The sequence below is a fragment of the Pseudomonas sp. PS02302 genome (genome assembly GCF_029959585.1).
Lineage (GTDB): Bacteria > Pseudomonadota > Gammaproteobacteria > Pseudomonadales > Pseudomonadaceae > Chryseomonas > Chryseomonas aestiva.
Map to the genome: position 1 here is coordinate 34276 of NZ_JASCON010000002.1, position 16970 is coordinate 51245.

At 65.8% G+C, this 16970-nt stretch carries 14 protein-coding genes; 3 read left to right on the top strand and 11 right to left on the bottom strand.

The features are described 5' to 3' along the window. The first annotated feature begins 189 nt into the window (after positions 1-189). Entirely contained in the window at positions 190-1215 is a 1026-nt protein-coding gene (sohB, locus tag QMX82_RS01100; RefSeq protein WP_133863095.1) for a protease SohB, read from the top strand. A gap of 49 nt (positions 1216-1264) precedes the next feature. Then, a complete protein-coding gene (locus tag QMX82_RS01105) occupies positions 1265-2257 on the top strand; it encodes a YhdH/YhfP family quinone oxidoreductase (RefSeq protein WP_282280895.1) in 993 nt (330 codons plus the stop codon). 58 nt (positions 2258-2315) lie between these two features. Here QMX82_RS01105 and QMX82_RS01110 read toward each other — a convergent pair whose 3' ends face one another. The 9 genes from QMX82_RS01110 to QMX82_RS01150 form a co-directional block, all read right to left on the bottom strand. Next, positions 2316-2816, bottom strand: a complete 501-nt coding sequence (locus QMX82_RS01110; RefSeq protein ID WP_133863093.1) for a DUF934 domain-containing protein — start codon at positions 2814-2816, stop codon at positions 2316-2318. Beyond that, entirely contained in the window at positions 2800-4458 is a 1659-nt protein-coding gene (locus QMX82_RS01115) for a nitrite/sulfite reductase (RefSeq protein WP_208691286.1), read from the bottom strand. The genes QMX82_RS01110 and QMX82_RS01115 overlap by 17 nt, the downstream gene beginning before the upstream one ends. A gap of 201 nt (positions 4459-4659) precedes the next feature. Beyond that, positions 4660-5475: an iron uptake system protein EfeO gene (gene efeO / locus QMX82_RS01120; protein WP_208691285.1), complete on the bottom strand. Its 816-nt coding sequence runs from the start codon at positions 5473-5475 to the stop codon at positions 4660-4662. Positions 5476-5496: 21 nt separating this feature from the next. Then, positions 5497-6789 (bottom strand): iron uptake transporter deferrochelatase/peroxidase subunit, encoded by a 1293-nt coding sequence (efeB, locus tag QMX82_RS01125; RefSeq protein WP_282280896.1) that lies wholly within the window; start codon positions 6787-6789, stop codon positions 5497-5499. Next, complete coding sequence (efeO, locus tag QMX82_RS01130; RefSeq protein ID WP_282280970.1) at positions 6786-7940, bottom strand: iron uptake system protein EfeO; 1155 nt, start codon at positions 7938-7940, stop codon at positions 6786-6788. The genes efeB and efeO (QMX82_RS01130) overlap by 4 nt, the downstream gene beginning before the upstream one ends. Positions 7941-7981: 41 nt before the next feature. Next, positions 7982-8836 (bottom strand): iron uptake transporter permease EfeU, encoded by an 855-nt coding sequence (gene efeU, locus QMX82_RS01135; RefSeq protein ID WP_282280897.1) that lies wholly within the window; start codon positions 8834-8836, stop codon positions 7982-7984. A 149-nt stretch (positions 8837-8985) separates the two neighbouring features. Beyond that, entirely contained in the window at positions 8986-10008 is a 1023-nt protein-coding gene (locus QMX82_RS01140; RefSeq protein ID WP_280307487.1) for a twin-arginine translocation pathway signal protein, read from the bottom strand. A gap of 51 nt (positions 10009-10059) precedes the next feature. Next, a complete protein-coding gene (locus tag QMX82_RS01145; RefSeq protein WP_133863086.1) occupies positions 10060-10464 on the bottom strand; it encodes a 3-phosphoshikimate 1-carboxyvinyltransferase in 405 nt (134 codons plus the stop codon). Between the two features lie 100 nt (positions 10465-10564). Further along, positions 10565-11593 (bottom strand): RNA methyltransferase, encoded by a 1029-nt coding sequence (locus QMX82_RS01150; RefSeq protein ID WP_282280898.1) that lies wholly within the window; start codon positions 11591-11593, stop codon positions 10565-10567. Between the two features lie 85 nt (positions 11594-11678). Between QMX82_RS01150 and QMX82_RS01155 the strand changes: the two genes are divergently transcribed. Then, positions 11679-11981 carry a DUF1883 domain-containing protein gene (locus tag QMX82_RS01155; RefSeq protein WP_133863084.1) on the top strand — a complete coding sequence of 101 codons (303 nt, stop codon included), beginning with the start codon at positions 11679-11681 and terminating at the stop codon, positions 11979-11981. 35 nt (positions 11982-12016) lie between these two features. Here the strand turns inward: QMX82_RS01155 and QMX82_RS01160 are convergent, their stop codons facing one another. Continuing rightward, positions 12017-13144, bottom strand: a complete 1128-nt coding sequence (locus QMX82_RS01160; RefSeq protein ID WP_282280899.1) for a PQQ-dependent sugar dehydrogenase — start codon at positions 13142-13144, stop codon at positions 12017-12019. A gap of 93 nt (positions 13145-13237) precedes the next feature. Beyond that, the gene (metH, locus tag QMX82_RS01165; RefSeq protein WP_282280900.1) at positions 13238-16954 is read right to left on the bottom strand and encodes a methionine synthase; all 3717 of its coding nucleotides are present in this window, start codon (positions 16952-16954) and stop codon (positions 13238-13240) included. Positions 16955-16970 lie beyond the last annotated feature (16 nt).

Genomic DNA, 16970 nt, shown 5'->3' on the forward strand with positions numbered 1-16970 from the left:
TAGGGGGCGGCAGGAGGCCTGTCAACGGATATTCATACGCTTGTTTGAAAGGCTGGTGCGTGCGCACGGCCCGATGGCCGCGAATGGCTAGCGGGTGCCGGAAGACCGCCTGTGAGTCGCCGAGTTTCTATCGGTCGGGCGACTCGGTATGCTGGGCAGGGCACTGCTGCCGCCATCCTAGGAGAGTCCGTGGAGTTTCTTGCCGACTATGCCAGTTTCCTGGCCAAAACCGTCACCGTGGTGGTCGCCATCATCGCCGTGCTGCTGTTCACCGTCGCCGTTCGCGGCCGCAACCGGCGCAGCTCCGCTGGCCAGTTGCAGGTGCAGAAGCTCAATGACTTCTATCGCGATCTGCGGCTGAGGTTGCAGCAGAGCGTGCTGGGCAAGGAGGCCTTCAAGGCCCTGCGCAAGCGCGAGACCAAGGCCGAGAAGACCAAGCGCAAGAGCGAGACCGGCAAGTCGCGGGTCTATGTGCTCGATTTCCATGGCGACATCAAGGCCACGGCCAACGAACACCTGCGCAACGAGATCACCGCCGTTCTGACCCTGGCGACGCCCAAGGACGAGGTGGTGGTGCGGCTGGAAAGCGGCGGTGGGCTGGTGCACAGCTATGGCCTGGCCGCCTCGCAACTGGCGCGCATACGCCAGGCGGGAATTCCTCTGACCATCTGCGTCGACAAGGTAGCGGCCAGTGGCGGCTACATGATGGCCTGCATCGGCGACCGCATCCTCTGCGCGCCCTTCGCCATCCTCGGCTCCATCGGTGTGGTCGCCCAGCTGCCCAACGTCCACCGCCTGCTGAAGAAGCATGACGTGGATTTCGAGGTCTTCACCGCCGGCCAGTACAAGCGCACCGTCACGGTGTTCGGCGAGAACGACGAGAAGGGCAAGGAAAAATTCCAGCACGATCTGGATACTACCCATGTGCTGTTCAAGAATTTCGTCGCCCACTACCGGCCGCAGCTCAATATCGACGAGGTCGCCACCGGCGAGGTTTGGCTCGGCCAGGCCGCGCTGGGCAAGCAACTGGTGGACGAGCTGCGCACCAGTGACGAATACCTGGCCGAACGGGCCCAGGTGGTCGAAGTCTTTTCGCTGCGCTTCGTCGAGAAGAAGTCGTTGCCCGAGCGCCTGGGCATGGCCGCGAGCCTCGGGGTCGACCGCCTGGTGAGCACCTGGTGGGAGCGCCTGGCCGAGTCGACCCGCTGGCGCTGAGGTCCAAGGGACTGACGGCCCATAACAAGACTCCAACGGAGGTTCTGCGATGAGCAATTTTCAGGCGCTTTGGGTGACCGAAGGGGCCCATGGTGCTTTCCGGCAAGAGGTGGTGACGCGCAGCCTGGAGGACCTGCCCGCGGGCGAGGTGCTGATCCGGGTGCGCTACTCCTCGCTCAACTACAAGGACGCCCTGTCGGCCATCGGCAACCGCGGCGTGACCCGGCGTTATCCCCATACCCCGGGGATAGACGCAGCCGGGGTGGTGGAGCACTCCAGCGCTGGCGAATTCGCCGTGGGCGATGAGGTCCTGGTCACGGGCTACGACCTGGGCATGAGCACCCCCGGCGGCTTCGGCCAGTACATCCGGGTACCGGCCGCCTGGGTGATCCGCCGCCCGGACAATCTCGGCCTGCGCGAGGCCATGGTGCTGGGCACCGCGGGGCTCACCGCGGCGCTGTGCGTCGAGAAGCTCGAACAGATGGGCCTGACCCCTGAAGCCGGTACCGTGCTGGTCACCGGTGCCAGTGGTGGCGTGGGCAGTCTGGCGGTCAAGCTGCTGGCACGCCTGGGCTATCACGTGGCGGCGTCCACCGCCAAGCTGGAGCGCGCGGAGTGGCTGCATCGCCTGGGTGCCCGGCAGATCCTCGACCGCGCCACCCTGGCCGATGGCGTCGGCAAGCCGCTGCTGGACCAGCAGTGGGCCGGGGCGGTGGATACCGTCGGCGGCGACATCCTCTTCAACGTCATCAAGTCGCTGGAATACGGCGGCAGCGTGGCCTGCTGCGGCATGACCGCCGGCACCACCTTCGCCGCCGGGGTCTTTCCCTTCATCCTGCGCGGGGTGAATCTGCTGGGCGTGGATTCCGTGGAATTGCCACTGATGGCCAAGGCCGCGCTCTGGGACAAGCTCTCGGTGCAGTGGAAGCTGGACGACCTGGACAGCCTGACCCGCGAGGTCGGCCTTGGCGAACTGCCCGACACCATCAGTCAGATCCTGGCGGGCAAGATGGTGGGGCGCGTGGTGGTCGATCTCGGTTGAGCGAAGCCCCGATAAAAAGAAACCCGCCGCGGCGGGTTTTCTTTTGCGTCCGCGGCGATCAGGCCTGGCGGCGGCGGAACAGCGGCTCGGCCTGGTCGACCGCGCCCTGATAGGTCACGCTGAAGTCGCGCAGACCGGCCAGGGCCGCTTCCGGATCGCGGTCGGCACGGACCACGTAGGCATCGAAGCCGCAGCGCTTGAGAAAGAACAGCTGGTCCTGCAGCACATCGCCGATGGCGCGCAGCTCGCCGGTCCAGCCGAAGCGTTCGCGCAGCAGGCGGGCATAGGAATAGCCACGCCCGTCGACGAAGGCCGGGAAGTTGATGGCGATCAGGGCGAAGTGCGCGAGGTCGCCGGCAATGCTCTCCGGCTCTTCGTCGCTGTCCAGCCAGATGCCCAGCTTGCCGTCGCGGCAGGTGAGGGCATGGCCGTGCTCCAGCCACAGGGCGGCCGGGATGATCACGTCGTCGCTGTTGGGGACGTCGGCGAGGGCGACGTCCTTGGGCAGCAGGTGCCAGTTGTCGGTGACCAGCTGGTCGCCCTTAATGATTCTTTGCATAGACGCGCTCCTTGAACGGGTCGATACCGATACGGCGGTAGGTGTCGATGAAGCGCTCGTCTTCGGTGCGTCGCTCGACGTAGACGTTGATCAGCTTGCCGATCACCTCGGGCATCTGGTCCTGGGCGAAGGAGGGGCCGAGGATCTTGGCCAGGGTGGCGTCACGGCCGGCGTCCCCGCCCAGGGACACCTGGTAGAACTCCTCGCCCTTCTTGTCCACGCCGAGGATGCCGATGTGGCCGACGTGGTGGTGGCCACAGGCGTTCATGCAACCGGAGATGTTGAGGTCCAGTTCGCCGATGTCGAACAGGTAGTCCAAGTCGTCGAAACGGCGCTGGATGGCTTCGGCGATGGGGATCGACTTGGCGTTGGCCAGGGAGCAGAAATCACCGCCCGGGCAGCAGATCATGTCGGTCAGCAGGCCGATGTTGGGGGTGGCGAAGCCGTGCTCGCGCAACTCGTGCCACAGCTCCAGCAACTGGTCCTGGCGGACGTCGGCGAAGATGACGTTCTGCTGGTGGGAGGTGCGCAGCTCGCCGAAGCTGTAGCGATCGGCCAGCTCGGCCATGGCGTCCAGCTGGAGATCGGTGACGTCCCCCGGGGCCACGCCGGTGGGCTTGAGCGACAGGGTCACGGCGACGTAGCCAGGGCGCTTGTGACGGAAGGTGTTGCGCTGGCGCCAGCGGGCGAAGCCGGGCTGCTCGGCGTCCAGGCGGGCGAGGGCGGCGTCCTGGTCCTGCAGCTCGGCATAGGGCGGATCGACGAAGAAGGCGGAGACCCGCGCGACCTCGGCGTCGGTCAGGGTGATGGGGCCGTCCTTGAGGTGGGCCCACTCGGCCTCGACCTTTTCGGCGAAGGCGTCGGCGCCCAGGGCCTTGACCAGGATCTTGATGCGCGCCTTGAACTTGTTGTCGCGGCGGCCATAGCGGTTGTAGACCCGCAGGGTGGCTTCCAGGTAGCTGAGCAGGTGCTGCCAGGGCAGGAATTCACGGATGAATTCACCGGTGTGGGGAGTACGGCCCTGGCCGCCGCCGACCAGCACGCGGAAGCCCAGCTCGCCGGCCTCGTTGCGGACCGCTTCCAGGCCGATGTCGTGCACCTCGATGGCGGCGCGATCCAGGGCGGCGCCGTTGACGGCGATCTTGAACTTGCGCGGCAGGAAGGCGAATTCGGGGTGGAAGGTCGACCACTGGCGGATGATCTCGCACCAGGGGCGCGGATCGATCAATTCGTCATGGGCGACGCCGGCGAACTGGTCGGTGGTGGTGTTGCGGATGCAGTTGCCGCTGGTCTGGATGGCGTGCATCTGCACGGTGGCCAGCTCGGCGAGGATCTCGGGGACGTCTTCCAGCTCCGGCCAGTTGAACTGGAAGTTCTGCCGGGTACTGATGTGGGCGTAGCCCTTGTCGTAGTCACGGGCGATCTGCGCCAGCTTGCGTACCTGGGTGGTGTTCAGCAGGCCGTAGGGCACCGCGACCCGCAGCATGGGCGCATAGCGCTGGATGTAGAGACCGTTCTGCAGGCGCAGCGGGCGGTATTCTTCGCCACCCAGCTCTCCGGCCAGGAAGCGGCGGGTCTGGTCGCGAAACTGGGCGACACGCTCTTCGACGATCCGCTGATCGTACTGATCGTAAACGTACATGGTCATCCTGCTGTCAGGCGGCGCGCACGGCTGCGCGTGATCGAAGTCCTGGGCACCCCGGGGTGCTCTGGAGACTTTTCTAGGCCGTGCACGATAGCAGCAGGTCTATATGCTTAAAAGCGATGTTTCTTTATATATAAATCTATTCCGGCGATAAGCGAGAGCAGGATGGGCGGCGCCGGACACCGCCCACCGCGGGCCTTAGTTCAGGCCCAGCTTGCCGCGCAGGGTGGAGAGATCTTCCGCCAGGGTGTTGACCGGACCGACCAGGGCCTTGCGATCACGTTCGCTGACCTTGTCGTAGGTCTCGAAGCCGCCGTCCTTGGTCTTGTACTTGGCCAGGATCTTGTCGACCGTGGCGAAGTTCTTGTCGACCTTGGCGACGAAGGCCTGGTCCTGCTTCGCGATCTGCGGGCGGAACAGGTCGACGATCTTCTTGGCGCCATCGACGTTGGCCTGGAAGTCATAGAGGTCGGTGTGGCTATAGCGCTCTTCCTCGCCCGACACCTTGGTCGCCGCCACTTCCTCCATCAGCGCCGCGGCGCCACCCACCACCTTTTCCGGCGGGAAGGTCAGGCCGTCGACGCGGGCCTGCAGGTCCTTGACGTCTGCCAGCAGCTTGTCGGCGAGGGGACCCTGGCCTTCGGTGGTGTTCTGGGTGAAGAGGGCGTGCTCCAGGCGATGGAAGCCGGTGAAGTCTTCGGATTTGACCCCCTGTTCGTGATCGTCTTCGCGGGAGTCGATGGCGGCGTCCAGGTCGCTGAAGAGTTCGGCGATGGGCTCGACCTGCTCGTAGGAGACCCGCGTCGGGGCATAGAGCTTGCGCGCGGTGGCCAGGTCGCCGCGCTTGACCGCCGCGGTGAAGGCCTGGGTCTGCTCGGTGAGCTTGGCCAGGTTGTCGGTGACATAGATCTTGTAGTCGGAGATGGGGCCGACCAGATCCAGCGGCGAGTTGGCAGCGAAGGCCGGCGTGGCGAAGGCCAGACCGAGGGCAGCGGCGAGGAACGAGCGTTTCATTCGACTTCTCCTGTCGAGGTTTTAAAGCGATGCGGCGGCCAGCAGGCTGCGGCCGAGATAGTCCTTGGCATCGGTGATCCCCGGCAGGACGAAGAAGTAACCGCCGCCGATGGGCTTGATGTATTCCTCCAGGGGCTCGCCATCCAGGCGTTTCTGTACGGCGATGAAGCCCTGCTCCAGATCTGCCTGGTAGGCGATGAACAGCAGGCCCATGTCGAGCTGGCCGTTCTTGCGCACGCCATTGGAGTAGTTGAAGGGGCGGCGCAGGATCAGGTTGCGCTGGCTCTCCGGGGTGCGGGGATTGGCCAGGCGGATATGGGCGTCCAGCGGCGTGACCTTGCCCTTGGGATCGCTGGCGTAATCCGGCACATCGGTCTCGTGGCCGCCGGCCATGGGCGCGCCACTGGCCTTGCGCCGTCCGAAGATGGCTTCCTGCTCCTGCAGCGGGGTGCGATCCCAGCGCTCGACGAAATTGCGGATGATGCGCACCGCCTGGTAGCTGCCCAGGGCGGCCCAGGCGGGCTCGCCGCTGCCGGGCTGGACCCAGACGATCCGGTCCATCGCCTGGGCGTCGGTGGAATCGGGGTTGGCCGAGCCGTCGCGAAAGCCGAGGAAGTTGCGCGCGCTTTCCGCCGGTTGCCCAGGGGGCGGATCCTGCACCGGCACGCTGCCTTCCTGCTTCCAGCGGATCGCCAGCAGGTCGGGCAGATTCTTCAGGATGTCGCGCAGGGCGTGGATGTTGGTGTCCGGGGTATTGGCGCAGAACTGCAGGCAGAGATCGCCGTGGCAGCAGTCCGCTTCCAGGGCGTCGTTGGGAAAGCCGGTCATGCGCTGCAGCTGGCGCGGCTTTACCGCGCTCAGGCCGAAACGGTCATCGAACAGCGACTCGCCCACCGAGACGGTGATGGTGAGGTTGTCCGGCGTCACCACCGGACCGAGGATGCCGGAATCCAGCGGCGGCAACCTAGGATCGACCTCCGGTACCGGACCGCCCTGCATGAGAAAGCGAATGCGCTCGTCGAGGGTCCGCAGCAGGCGTTCCAGGTCGTCACGGTCGCTGGCCAGCACATCGAAGGCCACGATCATCCCGGCCGCCGGCCGTGGGGTGACGATGCCGCTCTGGTGTTGGCCAAGGAACGCCTGGCGCTGGTGGGTATTGGCGCTGCCGGGGGCACGGGTCACCTCGGCGGTGCTGGCCGCCCGGGCGTGCATCGGGCAGAGCCCGGCACCGGCCAGGGCCACGCTGGCGGCCCCAAGGCCACCCAGCAGGCGGCGACGGTCGATATTGGGCTGATCGGGAGCGGACTTCTTCATGGCGTGGTCTTGGTCGCGGCCAGGCCGAGGGCCGGGGCGACCTGGTCGAGGGAGTCGGCCAGGGCCTGGGCCGCGGCGGCGATGCGCTGGCGGTCGTCAGGGGAAAGGGAAGAGTAGGGACGCTGGACATCGCCCAGGGCCGCGGCCAGGGCGTCGGCCTGAGTATCCAGCCGTTGCTGCAGCTCGGGATGCCCCTTGCCGAGCAGCGGGCGCAGCAATTCGATCACCTTGCGCGTGCCGTCCAGATTGGCGGCGAAACCGGGCAGCACGAGCTGGCTGTAGCGTTCTTCTTCGCCCGAGATCCGGGTGCTGGCCAGGTTGTGCAGCAGGCGTGCGGCGTTGCCGCTGAGTTGCTCGGGCGGTAGCGACTGGCCGAGCAGGGCATCGCGCAGGGCGGCGGCGTCCTGTTGCAGGCGGGTGGCGACCGGTTCCAGGTCCCGGGTGCTGTTGCCGGCGAAGAGACCTTGTTCGAGGCGATGGAAGCCGCCGAAGGCCGGATCCTGTTCGCGCTTTTCGTAGTAGTCCGCGCGCGCATTGAGGCGATTGTCCAGTTCGGCGAAGCGCTGCGCGGTCGCTGCCAGGCGCTGGTAGGGCAGGCGGGCGGTGGCATAGGCGGCGCGGGCCTGCTCCAGGTCGCCCGCGGCCAGGGCCTGCTGGAGGGTAGTGATGCCCTGCAGCAACAGGCGGCTCTGCTGATTCAGGTAGACGCGGTATTCCGACAGCGGACCGACTAACTGGGTCAGGGTCGGACCGGCCTTGCTGGCAGCTTCCGAGGCCGCGGTGGGCAGCACCTTGAGGGTTCCGCGAGGATTGCTCAGCAGACCGCAGGTGATGGCGTAGTCGCCAGGCGCCAGGGTGGCATTGATGACCTGGCTGAGACCGGGGGCGATGTTCTCGCGCTCCTCGACCACCAGGACGCCATCAAGGATTTCCCACTCCACCGCCCGATCCGAGCGGTTGACGATACGAAAGCGCGCCGGCCCGGCAGGCACTTCCAGGGCGTTGGGCTCGCAGCGATTGGCCAGGATATCGACCTTGATTTCGCCGTCGGCCACGGTGGCGTGACGCTCGCCTGCGGAGCGCGAGGCGTAATAGAAGGCGGCGGCCGCGGCGATCAGCAGGGTTGCCGAGCCGATCATGGCCAGGCGCATGGCCGTGGAGCCCTGCTTCGGCGAATGGGGGTTGGCGTTGTTCAAGACGGACGCTCCAGCGAGGCAGAGGTGGTTACCACAGGACGCTGGGGCGGCGCCGGGGTGCGGAAGAACAGCGGCAGGGTGACCGCCAGGAACAGCAGATAGGCGCCGAGGGTGCTCAAGGTCGGGGTGTCCTGGTAGCCGAACATGCCGGCCAGCACCGTACCCACCGGGCCGTCGGCGGGCAGCACGTGGCTCCAGTCGAACAGTACCTGCTGCAGCGAATTCCACAGGCCGGCTTCATGCAGGGCCTTGACCGAGTTGGTGAACAGGCCGGCCGCGACGAAGAGGATGAACAGGCCGGTGAAGCGAAAGAACTTGCCCAGGTTCAGTCGCACGCCGCCGGTATAGAGGCCGTAACCCACCGCGATGGCGATGATCAGGCCCAGCAAGGCACCCAGGGGCGCACCGGGGCCGGCGCTCTGCTGGAAGATGGCGAGCAGAAAGAACACGGTTTCCAGGCCCTCGCGGGCCACCGCCAGAAAGACCATGCCGATCAGGGCATAGACCTGGTTGCGCGAAGCGGACAGGGCGTTTTCCAGGGAGTCGTGGAGTTCGGTCTTGATCGAGCGCGCCGCCTTGCGCATCCAGAACACCATGGAGGTGAGGATGGCGGTGGCGGCCAGGCCGACTACCGCTTCGAACAGTTCCTGCTGACGCTGCGGGAATTCGGCGCTGGCCAACTGCAGTCCGGCGCCCACGAACAGGGACAGGGCGGCGGCCAGCATCACCCCGATCCAGACCGCGGGCATCCAGTGGCCACGACCGGTGCGTTGCAGATAGCTGGCGATGATGCCAACGATGAGCGCCGCTTCGATACCTTCGCGGAGCATGATCAGAAAGGGAACGAGCATGAAAGCTATCACCGACGGAAGCTAAGGGCGCAGAGGCGCCCGGAGGTCGGTGATTTGTATCACAATGATTCGGATTGTTAAATGCGGATGATTCTCGTGCCTTGCGGATCCGCCGACTGGTTGGCAGCGGATCAGCGTGCAGGCGCGCGTCAGGCCTGGAAGACCACGGCGGTATCCGGAGCCTTGCCGGTGGCGAAGCGACGGATCTCCCGCCAGTTGCGCAGGTCGACCACTGCCAGCTGATTATCTTCCAGCGCCGCGAACAGCCGCTCGCCGCGGGGATCGAGGTTGAGGCCGGGCACCGCGCTGCCCATGGGCAGATAGGCCACCTCGGCGAGGGTATCGGGCCGCAGCAGCGAAAGACTCTTGTCCGCCAGATTGGACACCAGCAGGCGGCCATCGGGCAGGGCGGCTACCCGTACCGCTTCGCCCCGCAGCTTGATCTGGCGGATCGGCGCCAGGTCGCGGGCATCCAGCGCATGGAGGATGCCGGCGAAACGGTCGAGTACATAGAAGGTACGCTCGTCCGGACTCAGGCAGCAGCCCTCCGGCGCCTGGCCGAGGTATTTCTTGACCGGCAGCACGGCGGGATTGTGCGCGTCCACCAGGATCACCAGGCCGCTCAGGGTATCCGCGACGTAGGCACGGCGTCCGTCACGGGTCAGTACGAAGTAGTGGCTGCGGGTCCCGCCGACCGGGACGATCTGGCTGGGCGATTCGGCGGTGGCGGGGCGATCGAAGCGGATTAGCAGCGAGTCGGTTTCGCTGAGCACATAGAGGCGACCCTGGTCGTCCAGGCGCATGCCGTGCAGGCGGTGATAGGGCGACAGGTCGATCGATCTCACCAGGCGGCGCTCGGCGAGATCTATCACACTGACCTGGTGGCCGCCCTCGCCAGGCGCCTGCCAGCTCTTGACCCCATACTGGCCGACATAGGCATAGCGACCCTGGCGGTCGGCGACGATCTCATGGGGTTGCTCCGGCAATTCCAGACTGCCGACGCGCTTGCCATCGGCCAGGCGATAGAAGCCGATGCCGGGGGCTTCCTTTTCGACCAGGGCGAGGTATTCATCGCCCGCTGCGAAGGCGCGGAGCGGATAGCCGCCCAGCAGGGGCAGGGCGGCACTGGCAGCCAGCAGGCCGAGGGTCTGACGGCGATTCAGGTGGGGCATAGGAGGTCTCCCAACGGGCAAGCCTCCCTGCCAGGGTCAAGCGAATCCGTGCTACTCGAATAGACCCTTGAACCAGGTCCAAACTCCGAAGGAGTAGTCGGGAAAGATGTCGATGCCCAGCGCGGACTTGAGCAGATAGAGCAGCAAGAGGCCCACCAGGCCGCAGGCCAGCAGGATCACCGCCAGCACCGTGGCCTTGCCGAGCAGGGACAATTCCTGCTCCAGGCGCGAGAGTTGACGGTAGTTGCGACCGGCGAGGAAGACGAAGTAGTAGCGGCGGTGCCAGAACTTGACGGTGCCGCGCAGATCGACGCTGTGCTTGCCCCAGCTGCGGGTGCCGAAGGCCAGCTTGAGGGCTTCCAGCTGCTCCTCGGTAAAGGATTCACGCAGCGCTTCGGGCAGGCGTTCCTTCAGACCGGCGATGAAGGGGTCGTGGCGTTTGATGCGATCCTGCATGGAAAAGCTTCCCTCTGAATGGTGCGAATGCACTCTGAGGGGGCGCCCGACCGGGCGTTCCGCCGCACCTGATAGGCGGGGCCCCGCGCAGGACGATCGGTCAGGCGCTGACGCGTACGGGGCGCAGCACCTCGGCCCGGGCGCGCAACTGGCCACAACCGCCGTCGACATCCTGGCCCGCGGAATTGCGCACCTTGGTGAGCAGGCCGCGGCTGTGCAGGTAACGCACGATCTGCACGATGCGCTCGCCGTCGGGGCGCTGGTAGTCGTCCACTTCCAGGCTGTTGTAGGGAATCAGGTTGAGTACGCCGTACTTGCCCTTCATCAGCCGCAGCAATTCGTCCATCTCGTCCTGGCCGTCGTTGATGCCGGCGAGCAGCGTCCACTGGTACTGGATCGGATAGCCGATCAGCCGGGCATAGGCTTCACCCTGTTCGATCAGCTCACCCGGTTCGTAGCGGGGCGCCTTGGGCAGCAGGCGGGCCCGACGCTCGGCATTGGTGCTGTGCAACGACAGCGCCAATGCCGGCCTGACCGTCTGCTGGGGCAGTCGCTCGAACACCCGCGGATCGCCGACGGTAGAAAACACCAGGTTGCGATGGCCGATACCGCCGGCGGTGCCCAGCAGGTCGATGGCTTCCAGCACGTTGTCCAGGTTGTGCGCCGGCTCGCCCATGCCCATGAAGACCACCTTCTTGACCGCCCTGAGGCGTCGCGCCAGGGCGACCTGGGCGACGATCTCGGCGCTGCCCACCTGGCGCAGCAGGCCGCTCTTGCCGGTCATGCAGAAGACGCAGCCCACCGCGCAGCCGACCTGGGACGAAACGCAGAGCCCGTCACGCGGCAGCAGCACGCTTTCCACCGCCTGGCCGTCGCCCAGGGTCACCAGCATCCGCGCCGAACCGTCGGCTCCCGGATGCTCCGAGGTCACCCGGGCCAGGCCTTCCAGCCGCGCGGTCAGTGCCGGGATGGCCTGGCGTACCTCCAGCGGCAGGAAGTTTTCCGCCTGCTGGCGCCGGGTGCCGGTATCCAGGGGCAGTCCCTGGCACCAGGCGCGCAGGATACGGGCACTGTGCTTGGGCTTGGCGCCGGCATCGGCGAGCAACTGGACGACATCGGAAATACGCATGGGTAAAGGGCAGGTCGAGGGCGGGCGGCGATAATAGGACAGGGCAGGGATGCTATCCTAGTCCTTTGCAAGACGAGGACCCGTCATGAAGTTCATCCACCAGCGCGAGCATCTCAACGAGGGCGATCTGGTCGTCATCCAGAGTTCGGGGGTGTGCAACATCCGCCTGATGAACGATGCCAATTTCCGCAGCTTCAAGAACGGCGGTCGCCACTCCTATCACGGCGGCGCCTTCGACACCTTTCCGGCGCGCATCACCGTCCCGAGTACCGGCTTCTGGAACATCACCCTGGACACCGTCACCAAGCGGCCGATCAGCGTGACCCGCAAGCCCGAGATCAAGCACTCGATCAAGATCGTCCGCCGCTCGCCTTCCGAGTTGCGTTGAGACAGCGGTCACCCGTCCCTGGGTGATCCTGCTGGCTATTTCGGCTGCAATTCCAGCAGCCGTGCCTTGGCACCGTCTTCCAGGACCCAGAGACTGCCGTTGGGGCCTTCCTCGACGTCGCGGATACGCGTGCCCATGGCATAGCGCTCGACTTCGCGTGCCTCTTCGCCCTTGAGTTCGATCCGCACCAGCGCCTTGGAAGACAGGCCGCCTATGAAGGCATTGCCTTTCCAGGCCGGGAAGCGGCTGCCCTCGTAGATCATCAATCCGGCCGGGGAAATCACCGGCGTCCAGGTGACCTTCGGCGGAATGAATTCCGGGCGAGTGGAATGATCCGGGATCGGCTTGCCGCCATAGTGGTCGCCATTGGAGACCTCGGGATAGCCGTAGTTGCCGCCGCGCTGGATCAGGTTCAGCTCGTCACCGCCCTGGGGGCCCATCTCCTGTTCCCACAGCCGGCCCTGGGCGTCGAAGGCGATGCCCAGCGGGTTGCGGTGACCCAGCGACCAGACCTGCGCCGCTACGCCGCCCTGCTGGGCGAAGGGGTTGTCCGCGGGGGCACTGCCATCGTCGTTGAGGCGGATGAGCTTGCCCAGGTTGCCGGTCATGTCCTGGGCCGGAGTGAATTTCTGCCGCTCACCCGAGGTAATCCACAGCTTGCCGTCCGGGCCAAATCTCAGGCGATGGCCATAGTGACCGTTACCAGTGACCTTGGGGGTCTGCCGCCAGATCACCTTTAGGTCACTGAGCGACCCGCTGCCATCTTCTTTCAAGGTCAGCTTGGCACGGGCCACGGCGGCACCCTGGGTACCGTCTTCGCCGGCTTCGGCGTAGCTCAGGTAGATCAGCTGATTGCTGGCGTATTGCGGATGCAGGATGACATCGCCCAGCCCGCCCTGGCCGGCGGCGACCACCTTGGGCACACCGCCGATGTCCTGGGCCTTGCCGGTCTGCACGTTCAGGTGCTTGAGGACGCCGCCTTTCTCGGTGACCAGCGCCGTGCCGTCCGGCAGGAAGGCGATGGCCCAGGGCGCATCCAGGGTGGCTCGTGGCGTCGCGGTGAAGGGCCACTGAGCTTCACTCAGCGCCTGCGGTGCGGCAGTGGCATTTAGGCTGGCGAGACCGAGCAGAAGACTGCCGGCGGCTAGGGTAAGGCCTTTCATGGGCACGCGGTCCTCGTCGATGGAAGTTCCTACACCCTAGTAGGGACGCCCGCGAAAAGGGCCGCGTTTTTGTTACCTGAGGCGTCTGCCGGGCTAGTTGTCATACCCCAGATTCGGCGCCAGCCACCGCTCCGTCACCGCCAGCTCCTGGCCCTTGCGCTCGGTGTAGCTGCCCACCTGATCCCGGTCGATCTTGCCCACGGCGAAATACTGGGCTTCGGGATGGGCGAAGTACCAGCCGCTGACGGCAGCGGCCGGGAACATGGCGTAGTGCTCGGTGAGGAAGACGCCACTGCGACCGGCCTCGTTGAAGCTGGCCTCGGGGTCCAGCAGCTTGAACAGGGTGGCCTTCTCGGTGTGATCGGGGCAGGCCGGATAGCCGGGGGCAGGGCGGATGCCCTTGTACTGCTCGCGGATCAGCGCCTCGTTGTCCAGGGTTTCGTCCGCGGCATAGCCCCAGTGCTCCTTGCGCACCTGCTCGTGCAGCCATTCGGCGCAGGCCTCGGCGAGGCGGTCGGCCAGGGCCTTGACCATGATCGAGTTGTAGTCGTCGCCCTTGCGCTCGTAGTCCTTGGCCAACTCCTCGGCGCCGATGCCGGCGGTGACGATGAAGCCACCCATGTAGTCGGTCACGCCCGTCTCCCTGGGCGCGACGAAGTCGGCCAGGGACAGGTTGGGCTTGCCCTCGGGCTTGATGGTCTGCTGGCGCAGGTGGTGCAGGGTGGCCAGCGGCTGGCCGTCGTCGCCATAGACTTCCAGGTCGTCGTCGCGCACCTGGTTGGCCGGCCAGAAGCCGAACACGGCGCGGGCCTTGATCAGCTTCTCGTTGATCAGCTTGCTGAGCATGGCCTGGGCATCGTCGAACAGCGCGGTCGCCGCCTCACCCACCACCTCGTCGGAGAGGATGCGCGGGTACTTGCCGGCCAGGTCCCAGGAGATGAAGAAGGGTGTCCAGTCGATGTATTCGGCCAATACCGCCAGGTCGATGTCTTCCAGCACCCGGGCACCGGTAAAGGTCGGTTTGGGCGCCTTATAGCCGAGCCAGTTGAAGGCCGGCTTGTTGGCCACGGCCTTTTCGTAGGACAGGCGTTCGGTGCGGGCGCTGCGGTTGGCAGTGCGCTCGCGGACCTCGACGTAGTCGGCGCGGGTACGCTCGACGAAGCCGGCCTTGAGTTCCTTGGACAGCAGCTGGGTAGCCACGCCCACCGCACGCGAGGCGTCGGTGACATAGACCACGGCATCGTTTCTGTACTGCGGCTCGATCTTGACCGCGGTATGCGCCTTGGAGGTGGTGGCGCCGCCGATCATCAGTGGCAGGCTGAAGCCCTGGCGCTGCATTTCCTTGGCGACATGAACCATCTCGTCCAGCGAAGGGGTGATCAGGCCGGACAAGCCGATGATGTCGCACTTCTCGGCGATGGCGGTCTGCAGGATCCTTTCCGCCGGGACCATGACGCCCAGGTCGACGATGTCGTAGCCGTTGCACCCCAGCACCACGCCGACGATGTTCTTGCCGATGTCATGGACGTCGCCCTTGACCGTGGCCATGAGGATCTTGCCCTTGGCCTCGGGCTTGTCGCCTTTCTCCGCCTCGATGAAGGGGATCAGGTGCGCCACCGCCTGCTTCATCACCCGGGCGGACTTGACCACCTGGGGCAGGAACATCTTGCCCGAGCCGAACAGGTCGCCGACCACGTTCATGCCACTCATCAGCGGGCCTTCGATGACCTCGATCGGGCGCGCGCACTGCTGGCGGCACTCCTCGGTGTCCTCGACGATATAGGTGGTGATGCCCTTGACCAGCGCATGTTCCAGTCGCTTGCCTACCGGCAGGCCGCGCCATTCCTCGGTCTCGGCTTCCTTGACCGCGCCGCCGCCCCGGTAGTCGTCGGCGATGGCCAGCAGGGCGTCGGTGCCGGCCGGGGTGCGGTTGAGCACCACGTCCTCGACCCGCTCGCGCAGGGCGGCCGGGATCTCGTCATAGATCTCCAGCTGGCCGGCGTTGACGATGCCCATGGTCAGGCCGTTCTGGATGGCGTGGTAGAGGAAGACCGAGTGGATGGCCTCGCGCACCGGGTTGTTGCCGCGGAAGGAGAAGGAGACGTTGGACACGCCGCCCGAGGTCAGGGCGTAGGGCAGGTTGTCGCGGATATAGGCGCAGGCGTTGATGAAGTCGACCGCATAGTTGTTGTGCTCCTCGATCCCGGTCGCCACGGCGAAGATGTTGGGATCGAAGATGATGTCTTCCGGCGGGAAGCCGACCTGGTTGACGAGGATGTCGTAGGAGCGCGCGCAGATCTCGTTCTTGCGCGCCTCGGTGTCGGCCTGGCCATCTTCGTCGAAGGCCATGACCACCACCGCCGCGCCGTATCTCTTGCACAGCCGGGCGTGATGGATGAAGGACTCGACGCCTTCCTTCATGGAGATGGAGTTGACGATGCCCTTGCCCTGGATGCACTTGAGACCGGCCTCGATCACCTCCCACTTGGAGGAGTCGATCATGATCGGCACGCGGGAGATGTCCGGCTCGGAGGCGATCAGATTGAGGAAGGTGACCATGGCCGCCTTCGAATCCAGCATGCCCTCGTCCATGTTGATGTCGATGACCTGGGCGCCGGCTTCCACCTGCTGCTGGGCCACCTCCAGGGCCTCGGCGTAGTTCTCTTCGCGGATCAGGCGGGCGAACTTGGCTGAACCGGTGATGTTGGTGCGCTCGCCGACGTTGACGAACAGCGACTCGCGGCTGATGGTGAAGGGCTCCAGGCCGGAGAGGCGGCAGGCCTTGGGGATATTCGGCAGCCGCCGCGGGGCATGGCGGGCGACGGCTTCGGCGATGGCCTGGATATGCGCCGGCGTCGTGCCGCAGCAGCCGCCGACGATGTTGAGCAGGCCGCTGGCGGCGAATTCCTCGACCACCGCTGCCATCTGCTCGGGGCTTTCGTCGTATTCGCCGAAGGCATTGGGCAGGCCGGCATTGGGGTGGGCGGAAACGAAGGTGTCGGCCTTGGTGGACAGCTCCTCGACGTAGGGCCGCAGTTCCTTGGCCCCCAGGGCGCAGTTGAGGCCGACGGAAATCGGCTGGGCGTGACGCACCGAGTTCCAGAAGGCTTCGGTGGTCTGGCCCGACAGGGTACGACCGGAGGCGTCGGTGATGGTACCCGAGATCATGATCGGCAGCTCGATGCCGACCTCCTCGAATACGCCCTGGACGGCGAAGATCGCAGCCTTGGCGTTGAGGGTGTCGAAGATGGTCTCGATCAGGATGAGGTCGGCGCCGCCTTCGATCAGGCCATGGGTGGCCTCGGTGTAGTTCTCCACCAGCACATCGAAGGTGACGTTGCGGTAGCCGGGGTTGTTGACGTCCGGGGAGATGGAGCAGGTCCGACTGGTCGGGCCGAGGACCCCGGCGACGAAGCGTGGTCGATCCGGCGTCTCCAGGGACTTGGCATCGGCCACCTCGCGGGCGACCCGGGCGCCGGCCAGGTTCAATTCGTAGGTGATCTCTTCCATGCCGTAGTCGGCCTGGGAGACACGGGTGGCGTTGAAGGTGTTGGTCTCGAGGATATCGGCGCCGGCATCCAGGTAGCCCTTTTCGATCTCGGCGATGATCTTCGGCTGGGTCAGCAGCAAGAGGTCGTTGTTGCCCTTGACGTCGCTCGGCCAGTCGGCGAAACGCTCGCCACGATAGTCCGCTTCCTCCAGGCGATAGCTCTGGATCATGGTGCCCATGCCGCCGTCGAGAATGAGGATGCGCTGCGCGAGGGCGTGGCGGAGGGCGGCGAGGCGAGAGCTACGATCGGTCATGGGCATTCCACAGAGATGAAGA

What these genes read in the sequence shown, in the direction of transcription:
- QMX82_RS01105 (WP_282280895.1), top strand. Translation starts at nt 1,265, where the DNA reads ATGAGCAATTTTCAGGCGCTTTGGGTGACCGAAGGGGCCCATGGTGCT.
- efeO (WP_282280970.1), bottom strand. Translation starts at nt 7,940, where the DNA reads ATGCGCCTGGCCATGATCGGCTCGGCAACCCTGCTGATCGCCGCGGCC.
- QMX82_RS01145 (WP_133863086.1), bottom strand. Translation starts at nt 10,464, where the DNA reads ATGCAGGATCGCATCAAACGCCACGACCCCTTCATCGCCGGTCTGAAG.
- QMX82_RS01140 (WP_280307487.1), bottom strand. Translation starts at nt 10,008, where the DNA reads ATGCCCCACCTGAATCGCCGTCAGACCCTCGGCCTGCTGGCTGCCAGT.
- QMX82_RS01155 (WP_133863084.1), top strand. Translation starts at nt 11,679, where the DNA reads ATGAAGTTCATCCACCAGCGCGAGCATCTCAACGAGGGCGATCTGGTC.
- efeU (WP_282280897.1), bottom strand. Translation starts at nt 8,836, where the DNA reads ATGCTCGTTCCCTTTCTGATCATGCTCCGCGAAGGTATCGAAGCGGCG.
- QMX82_RS01150 (WP_282280898.1), bottom strand. Translation starts at nt 11,593, where the DNA reads ATGCGTATTTCCGATGTCGTCCAGTTGCTCGCCGATGCCGGCGCCAAG.
- efeO (WP_208691285.1), bottom strand. Translation starts at nt 5,475, where the DNA reads ATGAAACGCTCGTTCCTCGCCGCTGCCCTCGGTCTGGCCTTCGCCACG.
- QMX82_RS01160 (WP_282280899.1), bottom strand. Translation starts at nt 13,144, where the DNA reads ATGAAAGGCCTTACCCTAGCCGCCGGCAGTCTTCTGCTCGGTCTCGCC.
- QMX82_RS01110 (WP_133863093.1), bottom strand. Translation starts at nt 2,816, where the DNA reads ATGCAAAGAATCATTAAGGGCGACCAGCTGGTCACCGACAACTGGCAC.
- metH (WP_282280900.1), bottom strand. Translation starts at nt 16,954, where the DNA reads ATGCCCATGACCGATCGTAGCTCTCGCCTCGCCGCCCTCCGCCACGCC.
- efeB (WP_282280896.1), bottom strand. Translation starts at nt 6,789, where the DNA reads ATGAAGAAGTCCGCTCCCGATCAGCCCAATATCGACCGTCGCCGCCTG.
- QMX82_RS01115 (WP_208691286.1), bottom strand. Translation starts at nt 4,458, where the DNA reads ATGTACGTTTACGATCAGTACGATCAGCGGATCGTCGAAGAGCGTGTC.